Source organism: Streptomyces humi (assembly GCF_001005085.2).
GTDB lineage: Bacteria > Actinomycetota > Actinomycetes > Streptomycetales > Streptomycetaceae > Streptomyces > Streptomyces humi.
Window position 1 is genome coordinate 16537 of record NZ_LBMU02000010.1, and the last position, 13098, is coordinate 29634.

At 71.7% G+C, this 13098-nt stretch carries 10 protein-coding genes; 4 read left to right on the forward strand and 6 right to left on the reverse strand.

The genetic code is table 11. The annotated features are described in order from the left end of the window. Positions 1 to 244: 244 nt before the first annotated feature. From trhA to AAW13_RS02765, 4 genes are all read left to right on the forward strand, one after another. Entirely contained in the window at positions 245 to 961 is a 717-nt protein-coding gene (gene trhA, locus AAW13_RS02750) for a PAQR family membrane homeostasis protein TrhA (protein WP_046733624.1), read from the forward strand. A gap of 113 nt (positions 962 to 1074) precedes the next feature. Then, complete coding sequence (locus tag AAW13_RS02755; RefSeq protein ID WP_046733623.1) at positions 1075 to 2643, forward strand: MFS transporter; 1569 nt, start codon at positions 1075 to 1077, stop codon at positions 2641 to 2643. Next, on the forward strand, positions 2640 to 3281 hold the full coding sequence (locus AAW13_RS02760) for a TetR/AcrR family transcriptional regulator (RefSeq protein WP_046733622.1): 642 nt from the start codon (positions 2640 to 2642) through the stop codon (positions 3279 to 3281). Before AAW13_RS02755 ends, AAW13_RS02760 begins: the two co-directional genes overlap by 4 nt. A 33-nt stretch (positions 3282 to 3314) precedes the next feature. Continuing rightward, positions 3315 to 4037: a Mut7-C RNAse domain-containing protein gene (locus AAW13_RS02765; protein ID WP_046733621.1), complete on the forward strand. Its 723-nt coding sequence runs from the start codon at positions 3315 to 3317 to the stop codon at positions 4035 to 4037. 18 nt (positions 4038 to 4055) lie between these two features. Here the strand turns inward: AAW13_RS02765 and AAW13_RS02770 are convergent, their stop codons facing one another. The 6 genes from AAW13_RS02770 to AAW13_RS02795 form a co-directional block, all read right to left on the reverse strand. Next, positions 4056 to 5381, reverse strand: coding sequence for a UDP-glucose dehydrogenase family protein (locus AAW13_RS02770; RefSeq protein ID WP_046733620.1), 1326 nt, complete (start codon positions 5379 to 5381; stop codon positions 4056 to 4058). A 119-nt stretch (positions 5382 to 5500) separates the two neighbouring features. After that, positions 5501 to 6988 carry a right-handed parallel beta-helix repeat-containing protein gene (locus AAW13_RS46320; protein ID WP_143144976.1) on the reverse strand — a complete coding sequence of 496 codons (1488 nt, stop codon included), beginning with the start codon at positions 6986 to 6988 and terminating at the stop codon, positions 5501 to 5503. After that, positions 6985 to 8943, reverse strand: coding sequence for a right-handed parallel beta-helix repeat-containing protein (locus tag AAW13_RS02780; RefSeq protein ID WP_240528516.1), 1959 nt, complete (start codon positions 8941 to 8943; stop codon positions 6985 to 6987). Before AAW13_RS02780 ends, AAW13_RS46320 begins: the two co-directional genes overlap by 4 nt. 4 nt (positions 8944 to 8947) lie before the next feature. Continuing rightward, on the reverse strand, positions 8948 to 10243 hold the full coding sequence (locus tag AAW13_RS02785) for a glycosyltransferase family 2 protein (protein WP_240528517.1): 1296 nt from the start codon (positions 10241 to 10243) through the stop codon (positions 8948 to 8950). 238 nt (positions 10244 to 10481) lie between these two features. Next, entirely contained in the window at positions 10482 to 12509 is a 2028-nt protein-coding gene (locus AAW13_RS02790; protein ID WP_046731895.1) for a thioredoxin domain-containing protein, read from the reverse strand. Beyond that, complete coding sequence (locus AAW13_RS02795; protein ID WP_046731894.1) at positions 12490 to 13089, reverse strand: ArsR/SmtB family transcription factor; 600 nt, start codon at positions 13087 to 13089, stop codon at positions 12490 to 12492. Before AAW13_RS02795 ends, AAW13_RS02790 begins: the two co-directional genes overlap by 20 nt. Positions 13090 to 13098: the final 9 nt, after the last annotated feature.

Sequence of the window (13098 nt, forward strand, 5' to 3'; positions counted from 1 at the left end):
GCACTCATTTGATCCTCCGACTCGATCTCCCATCTGTCCAGAGGGAGTCACAGATGAGCGACGTGAGGAAGGCCACGGTTTCCGTGTTTTCCTGCGCTTCTTTGCGTCCACGTGGAGTTCAACTGGAGATCTTTTTGCCCACACCCGGCCGCGCGTGAGGGGCGCGTGAGATGATGGCCACTCCGGGTAGCGCACCGGCCGGGACTGACGCGTAACCTACGGTTCCGTAGGTACGATGCGGTCCATGACTGCGTCCGCCCCCGACGCGCCCACGGACCCGCCGGCCGCCGGCCGCGGTCCCGCCGCGCTCTCCTCCCTCTCGCAACAGGTCAAGCCCAAGCTGCGCGGCTGGTTGCACCTGGGCATGTTCCCGGCCGTACTCATAGCGGGCCTCGTCCTCACCGCCCTCGCCGACTCACCGCGCGGCCGGGTGGCCTGCGGGATCTACGTGCTGACGGCCTGCCTGCTGTTCGGCGTCAGCGCGCTGTACCACCGGGGCGACTGGAGCCCGCGCATGGACGGCATCCTGCGCAGACTCGACCACGCCAACATCTTCCTGATCATCGCGGGCACCTATACGCCCCTGACCCTGCTGCTCCTGCCGGAGGCGAAGGGCCAGTGGCTGCTGTGGAGCATCTGGGGCGCGGCGGCCGCGGGCATCGTCTTCCGGGTGTTCTGGGTCGGCGCACCGCGCTGGCTGTACACGCCCTGCTACATAGCGATGGGCTGGGCGGCCGTCTTCTTCCTGCCCGACTTCATGCGCACCGGCGGTATCGCCGTCCTGGTCCTGGTCATCGTCGGCGGCCTGCTCTACAGCGCGGGCGGCGTGATCTACGGCATCAAGCGCCCGAACCCGTCACCGCGCTACTTCGGCTTCCACGAGGTCTTCCACTCGCTCACGCTGGCCGCCTTCGTCGTCCACTACGTGGGCATCTCCCTGGTGGCGTACCAGCACTCGTAGCTCCACCCCACCTCCCGCGCGTGGCCACGGCTCCCGAGCCGTGGCCACTTTTTCATGCCCTGACACTCCCTACCTGTTGACAGTAACTAGATTTTGAGAGTTACTTTCATTTCATGGCTACTGTCACTCACGCTGGTGAGACACCCCCGGACCCCCGCCGCTGGTGGGCGCTGGGCGCCCTGGTCGCGAGCATGCTGGTGCTCGGCTTCGACACGACGATCCTCAACGTGGCACTGCCGACGATGGCCGGGCAGCTCGGCGCCACCACCAGCCAGCAGCAGTGGATGGCCGACGCGTACGTCGTCGTCTTCGCCTCGCTGATGCTCCCGGCCGGCCTGCTCGGCGACCGCTTCGGCCGCCGCCGGATGCTCGTCACCGGACTCGTGGTCTTCCTCGCCGGTTCCGTCATGGGCGCCCTCGCCGACGACGTGAACTGGGTGGTCGCCGCCCGCACGGTGATGGGCGTCGGCGCGGCCCTGGTGATGCCGCTGGCGATGTCGGTGCTGCCCTCGCTGTTCGGCCCCGCCGAGCGGACCCGGGCCGTCGGCGTCGTCTCGGCCGCCTCCGCGCTCGGCCTGCCGCTCGGCCCGATCATCGGCGGCTGGCTGCTCAACCACTTCTGGTGGGGCTCGGTCTTCCTGATCAACGTGCCGATGGTCGCGATCGGCGTCGCCGCCTGCGTCTTCCTGCTCCCCGAGACCAGCGACCCCGCCTCCCCCCGGGTCGACGTCCTGTCCACCGTGCTCACCGCGACCGGCCTCGGCGCCCTGATCTACGCCATCATCGAGGCCCCCGACCGCGGCTGGGGCGACCCGCTGGTGCTCGTCCTGCTCGGCCTCGCCGTGCTCCTCGTCGGGGGCCTGGTACTGCGGGAACGCCAGGTCGAGCGGCCCATGCTCGACATGGAACTGCTCACCCACCGCGGCTTCCTGCTGAACGCGACCGCGGCGACACTGGTGATGTTCGTCCTCTCCGGCCTGATGTTCGTCCTGCCGCCCTACCTCCAGGCGGTCCTCGGCAACGACGCCTTCGGCACCGGACTGCGCATGCTGCCCATGATGGGCGGCCTGATGGTCGCCGCCCGGGGCGCCCAGCCCTGCGTGGCCCGCTTCGGGTCACGGGCCGTGGTCTCCGCGGGCCTGGTCGTCCTCGCCTTCGCCGCGCTCCTGGGCAGCCGTACGACCGTCCACGACGGGTACGGCTTCACCGCGCTGTGGCTGTCCATAGCGGGCCTCGGCTTCGGTTTCTCCGTCGTCCCCTCGATGGACGGCGCGCTCGGCGCCCTCCCCGCGGACCGGGCCGGCAGCGGCTCCGGACTGCTGATGACCCTGCGCCAGGTCGGCGGCGCGATCGGCATCGCCCTGCTGGGCAGCCTGCTCGCCGGCGTCTTCCGGGACCGGCTGGACGTCACCGGTCTGCCCGCCCCGCTCGGCCACACCGCCGGCGAGTCGGTGGTCGCCGCCCACCTGGTCGCCGCGCGGACCGGCGCGGCCCGCCTGGCCGACTCCGCGAACGCCTCCTACGTGCACGGCATGGGCCTGGTCCTGCTGGTCTGCGGGATCGCGGCGCTCGCGACCGCGCTGCTGGCCGCCGCGCTGCTGCCCGACACACCCACCACGCGCCGCACCGAAGAGGACGGCACCCCGGCCGTGGCCCCCACCGCGGTCGATGCCGGAGAATGACCGCCATGACGGCACCAGACACCTCCTGCTCCCCCGCCGACAACCCCCGGCTCGGACTCCGCGAGCGCAAGAAGATCAAGACCCGCGAGGCGATCCGCTCCGCGACGTACGCGCTGGTGGAGGAGCAGGGGTACGACGCCACCACGATCGAGCAGATCGCCGAGCGGGCCGAGGTGTCGCCGTCGACCGTCTTCCGGTACTTCCCGACCAAGGAGGACATCGTCCTCACGGACGAGTACGACCCGCTGATCATGGAGGAGCTCCGGGCGCGGCCCGCCGACGAGCCGTGGCCGGACTCCCTGCGCTACGTGATGCACCGGGCGGTCCAGCTGGGCATGAAGGAACCCCTGCGGGTCTCCCGGCTCCGAACCCGGCTGATGGTCGAGGTCCCGGCGGTGCGCTCCCGGATGATGGAGAGCATGTCGGCCACCGGCCGCATGCTCTGCCAGGCCATCGGCGAGCGCACCGGCCGGGACCCGCAGAGCCTGGAGGTCCGGGTCTACGCGATGTCCCTCGTCGGAGGCCTGATGGAGACCTCGATGTACTGGGCGGAGCACGCCCACGAGGGCGACTTCGACGCCCTCCTGGACCGCACCCTGGACGTCATCGGGTACGGCCTGCCGCCGGAAAACCACTGAGGTCACGCCCGGTCCCCGTGCCATCCTGACCAGGTGAAGACCGCCGAGATCCACGTCGAAGTCGCCCCCGAGCTGGCCCTGTTCGTCCCGCACGCCCGCCGGGTGGGCGTCCACCCGCTCGCCGTCGACGGTGTGTCGACGCTCGGCCACGTGATCGAGTCGCTGGGCGTCCCGCTGACCGAGGTCGGCACGCTGCTGGTGGACGGCCGCGAGGTGCCGGTCGCCCACATCCCCGGGGACGGCGAGCGGGTGGCCGTACGCCCGGTCAGCCGCCCCCAGCCCGTCCCCGGCGCCCCGCTCCGGTTCCTCCTCGACGTCCACCTCGGCACCCTGGCCCGGCGGCTGCGCCTGCTCGGCGTGGACACGGCGTACGAGTCGACGGACATCGGCGACCCGGCCCTCGCGGCCCGCTCGGCGGCCGAGAAACGGGTCATGCTGAGCCGGGACCGGGGCCTGCTGCGCCGCCGCGAGCTCTGGGCCGGCGCCTACGTCTACAGCACCAGCCCCGACGACCAGCTCCGCGACGTCCTCGCCCGCTTCGCCCCCGCCCTGCACCCGTGGAGCCGCTGCACCGCCTGCAACGGCGTGCTGCGGGCGGCGGCCAAGGAGGAGGTGGCGGAGCAGCTCAAGGGCGGCACACAGAAGTCGTACGACGTCTTCGCGCGGTGCGAGGAGTGCGGGCGCGCCTACTGGAAGGGCGCGCACCACCGGCAGCTGGAGGAGATCGTGGCGCGCGCCCTCGCCGAGTTCGCCTGAACCGGCCGTAGCCCGGGGTCAGTTGCGGCCGAGCGCCCGGTACTCCCAGCCGGCCGCGCGCCACCGGACCGGGTCCAGGGCGTGCCGGCCGTCCACCACCCGGCGCCGGTTCACCACCGAGCCCATGACCTCCGGGTCGATCTCCCGGAACTGCGTCCACTCGGTCAGCAGGACCACCACGTCGGCGTCCGCGGCGGCCTGGAGCGCGTCGGTCCCGTACGTGAGCTCCGGGTGGACGCGGCGGGCGTTGTCCATCGCCACCGGGTCGTAGACGGTCACCCGGGCGCCGGCCCGGTGCAGGCCGGCGGCGACGTCCAGGGCGGGGGCGTCGCGGATGTCGTCGGAGTCGGGTTTGAAGGCCGCGCCCAGCGCGGCCACCCTCGTCCCGGCGAGGTCCCCGCCGGCCAGCTCACGGACCAGGTCCACGGTGCGGGCCCGGCGGCGCTGGTTGATCCCGTCCACCTCGCGCAGGAAGGCGACCGCCTGGGCGACGTCCAGTTCCTCGGCACGGTGGATGAAGGCCCGGATGTCCTTGGGCAGGCAGCCGCCGCCGAACCCCAGCCCCGGCTTGAGGAAACGGCCCCCGATCCGGTCGTCGTGGGCCAGCGCCTCGGCCAGCCGCTGCACGTCGGCGCCGGTGGCCTCACAGACCTCCGCCATGGCGTTGATGTACGAGATCTTCGTGGCCAGGAAGGAGTTGGCGGCGACCTTGACCAGTTCCGCGGTCGGCAGGTCGGTGACCACCACCGGGGTGCCCTGTTCGATGACGGGCGCGAACACGGTGCGCAACCGCTCCTCCGCCCAGGCCGATTCGGTGCCGAACACCAGCCGGTCGGGGTGCATGGTGTCGTCCACGGCGAAGCCCTCGCGCAGGAACTCCGGGTTCCAGGCCAGCTCCACGGCGTCCCCGGCCGGTGCGGTGGTGCGCACCAGCTCCGCCAGCCGGGCCGCGGTACCCACCGGCACCGTGGACTTCCCGACCACCAGCGCCCGGCGGCGCAGATGCCGGGCCAGCTCGGTCACCGCGCCCTCCACGAAGCGCAGGTCGGCGGCGTACGAGCCGGACTGCTGCGGGGTGCCCACGCAGACGAAGTGGACGTCGCCGAAGTCCGCCGCCTCGGCGAGGCTGGTCGAGAAGTGCAGCCGGCCCGAGTCCAGGGCCTTGACCAGGAGCTCCGCGAGACCTGGCTCGAAGAAGGGCACCTCCCCGGCTCTCAGCAGGTCGATCTTCGCGGGATCCACGTCGACACCGAGCACCTCGAAGCCGAGCTCCGCCATGCACACGGCGTGCGTGGCGCCCAGGTAGCCGGTGCCGATGACGGTCAGACGGGGACGGGTGTCCATGATTCCTCCGGGAGGTCGGGGAGCAGACGCAATGCCCGTATGTGGATGAAAGGGGCATGCGGGGGATACGTGAGGGCCGGGCGCGGGCGAGGGACCCGGCGTGACCGGGCCCCTCGCCGTCAGGAGGAGCAGGCGACGTTGGCGAGGCCCTTCGTCGCGTCGCCGACCTTGTTGTCGCAGGTGACCTTGTTGCCGTCGGCGGGCGTGAGGTGGAAGCCGTAGCCGGGGCCGTCGACCTGCGCGGTGTTGGCCTGGAAGACGTTCCCGGTGCCCCAGCCGTCGAGGATCCGGTGGGTCTGGAAGCCGTCCTCGCGGGAGTGCCGGCCCACGTTGCCCTTGATCAGCCAGTCGTTGCCCTTGACGTCGACCCAGGAGTCGTTGTGGCCGCCGCTGAGGTCCGCGCCGTCGAAGGTGTTGCCGATGACGGAGCCGCCCGTGGTGCCCTCCTTGATGTCGACGGACTCGGCGGTGGTGGCGCTGACGTGGTTGCCACGGATGACGTTGTGGTCGCTCCGGTCCGGCTTGCAGTCGGTGACGGTGCACCAGTTGGACTCCGCGGAACCGACGTAGATCCCCTCGCCGAACTGCTCCTTGCGCTTGCCGGTGTCGCGGACGGTGTTGTTCTCGACCACGTTGCCGGAGCTGAAGTCGCGCAGGTGGATGCCCTCGTCGCCGATGTTCTCGACCGTCAGGCCCTGGATGACGGTGCCCTGGACGCGGTCGGCCATGACCCCCTTCTGGCCGTCGCGGACCGTGAAACCGAGCAGCCGCCAGTGGCTGGCGCCGTCGAGGTGGAAGGCGTAACCGCCGTCCACGTCACCGGCGTCCAGGACCGCGCCGGGGCCGCCGCACAGGAAGATGGGGCGGTCCGCCGTGCCGGGGGTGTCGGCGGTGAACCGGTCCGCGTAGACGCCGTCCAGCATCCTGATGACGTCACCGGGCCGGGCCTGCTTCAGCGCGTCCTTCAGGGACTTGGCGTCGCCGACGGTGACGGTGGCGGCGGGACACGTCACCGGCCCGGCCGCCCCGGCCCCTGCCGAGCCGTCGGCGACCGCCCCGGCCGCCCCTTCGGTGGCCGCCCCGGCCGTCCCTTCGACGGCCGCCGTGTCGCCCGGTGCCGGACCGGAGGCCGTGGCACCCGAGCCGTCGGTGTCGCCCCCGTCACCCCCGTCACCCCCGTCGTCCGTGGCTCCGGCGACCGGGATGGTGGGACCGGCGGTGGGACCGGCCCCGTACACGACGGCCCGGTCATCACCGGCGGACACCCCGGCCACGACCAGTGCCACCACCGAGACCACCAGGGCGACCGACGCCACCCACAACGGCACACCACCGGAAACCCAGATCCGCCGCACCCGCTGCCCGACGGACTCCCCCACCGAGAACCCACCGCCACCGGACAGGCCGCCACCGGACAGGCCGCCACCGGAGAGGCTGCCGTCGGTCGCTGGGGAGCCGCCGCCGGTGGGCAGGCCGCCGTCGACCGGCGGAGCGCTGCCGTCGGTGGGCGGGCTGCCGGCGGCGGAGGAGCCGGGGGCGGGGCCGGGGGGCGGGCTGCCGGTGCCGGGGCGGGCGTCCGGGGGCGGTGGGAGGGCGTCGTCGTTCATTCGCTCATCACCGGTTCCGGTCGGCGGCCCGCCACGGCGATCTCGCTCGCGGGCGGGGCGGGCAGCGGTGCCTTGTCGGAGTACGGGTGGACGATTCCGCCGTCCCTGCCCCGCCGGCCCCGCCGTCTGCGCCGGCCCATCGCGGCCGAGAACAGGATGAGCAGCAGGATGCCGGTCCACAGCAGGGTCATCGGGCTCGCGTAGTGCTTGACCTTGACCCAGAAGGAACTGGTGTCGTACCAGGCGAAGGTCTGGTTCTCCTTGATGTCGGCACCGCCGTGCGAGCGGCTGGAGTCCAGCGCGCTGGGGCCGACCCCGCCGATCACGTTGAAGGAGACCGACGTACCGTCCACGGCGCCGACCAGGCTGACCCCGTGACTGGTCGCGTCCTGGACGGTGTTGCCGCGGATGTCGGCGTCCGAGTCCCGCACGTACACGCCGGTCTCCGGGCCGTCGATGATGTTGCCGGTGACCGTGGCGCCGGTGACCCCGTCTCGGACCGAGATGCCTTGCCGGTCCTGCCCGCTGAGCCGGTTGCCGGTGATGGACACCTTGTCGGCCGCCAGGCGGGCCACGATGCCCATGTCACCGCCCTCGATGCGGTTGTTCTGCACGCCGACGTCGAAGCCGCCGAGCACCTCGACGCCGTACCGGCCGTTGTCCTTGGCCACGCTGTTGGCGACCGAGTTGGAGCCGTAGCTGTCGACGGCCTGCCCGGAGGCGGAGGGCCCGTCGGCGAGCGGCTTGCCGCTCAGTGTGTAGCCGTTGCCGCCGTTGCCCTGCGCGGTGGAGCCGCTGATCCGCACCTGCTGGGTGGCCCGGGAGAGGATGAAGCCGTCGCCGCCGTTGTCCTTGGCGACCGTGCGCTGTACCAGCGAACTGGAGACGAAGCGGTGCAGGACCACCCCGTCCTCCAGGCTGTCCCGCACGGTCGTGTCGCTGATCTCGATCCCCGTCGCACTGGAGATGAAGATCCCGAAGGCGTTGCCGGTGATCGTCGAGTGGGTGATGGAACCGGAGACGTAGGACAGGCCCGCGGTCGAGAACCGGGCGTCGGGCGTGGTCAGCGCGCCCGAGGGCATGGCCGTGATCCCGCTGCTGTCGGAGCTGCCGTCGTCCCGCGCGTCGTCCTGCTGCGCCCGTTCACGCGCGGCCTTGCCGTGCACCTGGCCGGTGTCCTCCAGCGAACCGGTGTTGGGCCGGTCGGTCCCGGTGAGGCTGAGCCCTCCGGTACGGCCGCTCCAGAACCCCAGGTTCGACAGCGCGGTGTGCGTCATCCGGAACTGTCCGCCGATGGTGCGGATGTAGGCGCGGCCGTCCCGGACGTCGGTGTCGGGCTTGTCGGCCCGCGGGTTCCAGCTGGTGATCGTCAACGGCGCCTGCGCGGTGCCCTGGAGGGACAGCTCGCCGCCGAAGGAGACGATGGAGACGAAGCCGCTGCGGTTGCTGGCCATCCGCAGCGTCAGTCCGCCCGGGTTGGACAGCTTCAGCTTGGCGCCGACGTTGAGGTAGATGTTCTCGGTCAGAACGTACGACCCGTCCTTGCGCCGCACGAAGGTCTGCGGGGCGAGTCTGAGCAGGTCGGCCACCGTGTAGGGGGCGCGGCGCTCGGTCAGCACCAGGGTGTAGCCGTTGTCGGTGTCCAGCCGGTACGGCACGGTCCACTTGGTGCTTTGCAGGGGTGCCACCGAGGTGAACGCCCGTACCTGGTTGAGCCGGTGGTCCTCGTCGGCGACCAGGGCGGCCTGGGTCTCCGCGTCCTCGGAGGCCGCCCGCTGCTTGTCGGCGGCCCCCTTCCCGTCCGCGTGGGCCGTGGCCGAGGTCCCCAGCAGCAGCGGCACCGCCACCGCGCAGGCGCCGAGCAGGCCCACCGCCCTGGCACCGGCCCGGCGCAGCCGCCCGGCACCCGGTCTTCTCCGCGTCACGCTTCTCCGCGTCATGAGACGTGCGGTCATGGCCTCAGATCACCTCCGGCTGGAGCGCGGAGTGGTTCTGGGATCCGGCGGCGGGACCGGAGAGGGTGGCCGCGCTCTGCCCCTCGCCCCCGATGCTGCTGCTGTTCCGCGTGAGCCAGCCCTGCTTGTTCATGGTGACGAAGGCGTACAGCTTGATCGGCAGCGAGATCATGATGACGACGAGGGCGGTCAGCGGCAGCAGGAGGATCTCCTGCGGGTGCCGGCGCAGATGCGAGTAGCCCCGCACGGCGCGGCCGAGCAGCAGCCAGATCAGGGTGAGGACGATGCCGCGCCCGCTGAGGTCGAGCCGGCTCAGCAGCAGGTAGCCGAGGGCCATGCCCATCGTGACCGGGGTCAGCAGGATCTGTAGCACCGTGATCTTGGTGACCAGCGGGGCCCGCCACAGCCAGCCCTTGTAGAGCGCGGTCAGGTAGCAGCGGTAGGAGTTGCGGCTCCAGCGGACGCGCTGCTTCACGAACGCCCGGAAGGACGACGGGAACATGGAGAGCGCCCGCGCGGAGGACTGGTGCACCGTCCGGTAGCCGGAGGCGAGCACCAGCCAGGTCAGCCGGCCGTCGTCGCCCGCCACACAGCGGCGGCCGAGGAAGAACTCGTTCTCCAGGTTCTCCAGCACCGGCAGCACCGCCGCGCGGCGGTAGGCGGCGGTACGGCCGGAGAGGCAGGCCACCGCCCCGGCCCGGCCCATGGCCGGGACGTAGTCGTAGTAGCGGAGGTTGACCAGCCAGTCGGCTATTCGGCGCCACACGCTGGTGGTGCGCTGGTAGACGTTCTGCTGGGTGCCCACCCCGCCGACGGTCGGATCGGCGAAGGGCATCTGCACGGCGTCCAGCAGGCCCGGTTCCCATCGGGTGTCGGAGTCCACCAGGACGACGACCTCCCCCTGGGCGGCGCGGATGCCGACGCCGAGAGCGGAACGTTTCCCCCGGTGCTCGAAGGCGAGCACCCGGACCCGCGGGTCCTCCACGAGGGACAGCCGGTGCAGCACCTCGTGGTCGTCCACGTCGGGGACGATGATGATCTCAGCGGGATCCTGCGCTATCCAGGTCTCCAGGCATTCCAGCAGGATCTCCGGGTCTTCCCGGTACGCCGGGACCACCACGGAGACGCTGGTACGGAAGTCGTTGACGACTGGTCTGGCGAACCGCGAGAGCACCGCTCGGTACAGCCACAGGGCCCAGACGAAGAGTCCGGCAAGCCCCAGTGGCATCAGCTCCCGCCACGAAGTCTCCCCCACAGCCTCGACGATCCACGACCAGACCTGGTCGAAGAACTCGGACAATGTTGCGTTCTCCCCCCACATAGCACGATCGCCGCGGTCCGAAAACAGTCAGAACCGGGCACTGCTCGAGCGATGCTAGGAGATCTTGAATGAACAGGGGACACACGAGACACAAACTTCACACACAGAATCTGCACGAAACACGGTCGCGCCGTATTGCCCGAAACGGCCGCAGGGCGTGGGGAATTGGGCGGCCGGCCCCCACGCGCCCGCGGACGACCGCCGGTCCGGCGCCCGGTCAGTCGCCGAGCGCCGCCTTCAGCCGCTCCGGATCGGTGGTCGGGGCGTCACAGGTGAAGTTGCGGCAGACGTACGCGGTCGCCGCGCCGCCGACGAGCGGCCGGTCGGCGAGCAGCGGGAACTCGTCGCCCCCCGGCGTCCCCACGGCCACCACCGCGCCGGGCGCGGTACCGAGAAGCGCGGTGCGGTGCAGGGCCGCCGTGTCCCGGTCCCCAGCCGCCGGCCCGACGATCGCGACCTCGCGCGGTCCGTCGAGCAGCGCCTCGGCGACGGCCAGCCCCCAGCCGACGAACCGCGGCACCCGCGGCCCGAGCGTCCCGACCACGCCCAACGCCCGCTCCGCCGCGGCGCGATGGGGTTCGGAGCCGGTGTGGGCCGCGTAGCCCAGCAGGGCGCCCGCGGCGGCGGACCAGCCGGACGGGGTGGCGTTGTCGGTCGGGTCCTGGGGGCGGCGGATGAGCCGTTCGGCGTCCGACGCGGTGTCGTAGAGGGCGCCGGTCTCCCCGTCGGCGAAACGGGCCAGGACGTGGTCGAGCAGCAGCCCGGCGAAGTCCAGCCAGACGCCCTCGCCGGTCACCGACGCGAGCGCGAGGAACCCCTCGGCGACATCGCCGTAGTCCTCCAGCACGCCCGCGTTGGCGCCGACATGGCCGTCCCGGCTGGTCCGGGCGAGCCGGGCGTGGTCGTCCAGGTGCAGTCGTACGAGGAGATCCGCGGCGCCGACGGCGGCCTCGACCAGGTCCGGGCGGTCGAAGTAGGCGCCGGTCTCGGCGAGCGCGGCCACGGCGAGGCCGTTCCAGGCGGCGACGACCTTGTCGTCACGGCCGGGGGCGGGGCGCTCGGCCCGCTTCGCGAGCAGCCGCCGCTTCACGGACTCGATCTTCTCCGCGTCGAACACACCTTCCTGCTGCGGGAGTTGAAGGACCGACTGGCCGTGCTCGAAGGTGCCCTCCGGTGTGACGCCGAAGTACCGGGCGGCGAGGTCCGCGTCGTCACCGAGGGCCTCGTCGAACTGCGCGGGCGTCCAGACGTAGTACGCCCCCTCGACGTGCTCACCGGTCCCGTCGTCGCTGTCGGCGTCCAGGGCGGAGGCGAACCCGCCCTCGGCGGTGCGCAGTTCGCGGACCATGAAGTCGGCGGTCTCCAGCGCGACCCGGCGGGCGAGCGCGGACCCGGTGGCCCGCCACAGGTGGGCGTAGGCGCGGCACAGCAGGGCGTTGTCGTACAGCATCTTCTCGAAGTGCGGGACGACCCAGTCGCGGTCGACGGAGTAGCGGGCGAAGCCGCCGCCGAGCTGGTCGTAGAGGCCGCCGCGGGCCATGCGCTCGCAGGTGTCCGCGGCCATCTGGAGGGCGCCGTCGGCGCCGGTGCGGGCGTGGTGCCGCAACAGGAACTCGACGACCATGGACGGCGGGAACTTGGGGGCGCCGCCGAACCCGCCGCGCTGCGGGTCGTACTCGCGGGTGAGGCCGAGCAGGGCCTGCGCGAGTTCCTGCTCGCCGGGCGGCCGGGTGCCCTGGTGGCTGATCTCGCGCTGGGCGAGATCCCGGACGATCTTCCCGGCGACCTCGGCGACCTCGTCCCGCCGGTCGGCCCAGGCGCTCCGGACGCCTTCCAGTACCTGCCGGAAGGAGGGCATGCCGTGCCGCGGGGCGGGCGGGAAGTAGGTGCCGAAGTAGAAGGGTTCGGCGTCCGGGGTCAGGAAGACGGTCATGGGCCAGCCGCCCTGCCCGGTGGCCGCCTGCACGGCCTCCATGTAGACGGCATCCACGTCCGGCCGCTCTTCACGGTCGACCTTGACACTGACGAAGTGCTCGTTGAGGAAGTCGGCGGTGGTCCGGTCCTCGAAGGACTCGTGGGCCATCACGTGGCACCAGTGACAAGAGCTGTAACCGACGCTCAGCAGGACGGGTTTGTTCGCGGTCCGCGCGGCCTCGAAGGCTTCGGCCGACCAGGGCCACCAGTCGACGGGGTTGTCGGCGTGCTGGAGCAGGTACGGGGACGTCTCATGGGCCAGTCGGTTCACCGTTCCACTCTCCCACGGGCCCGGGCGCCGCGTAGAAACGCATGTCGACCGGGCGCGCCCCCTCGGTGGCGGTCTCTCGGGAGTGGGCGTAGCGGTCGAGGAGGGTCCGGTACTCGCGCATGAAGGCGAGGAACTCCTCCTTGGTCAGCCAGGTTCCGTACCGCTGCACCTGGGCCCATCCCTCCGGGCCCCGGTACTCCCGGTGGGCGCGGCGGAAGAGTTCGGTGTCGACGTCGATCTTGAGCATGGCGAGCTGCCTGGCGGCGTCGTACTCGTCCGGGGCCATCGTCGCGGGGTCGGGCGTGGTGTGGTTGAAGGGCAGGCTCCGCCACCAGCGCTCCCGCCCCCGCGACTTCTCCGGGATCTCCTCGATGAGCTTCTGCTCGGCGAGTTTGCGCAGGTGGTAGCTGGTGGTGCCGGAGCTCTCGCCGAGTTCGCGGGCGAGCACGGTCGAGTTGGCCTCGGCGTGCCGGTGCAGGTAGTCGAGGATGCGGCGGCGCAGCGGGTTGCCGAGGGACTTGTAGAGGGCGGTGCGCTCCAGGCTGGTCAGCTCGGGCGGTTCGGGCGTGCCGTCGGTCATGCGGTCACC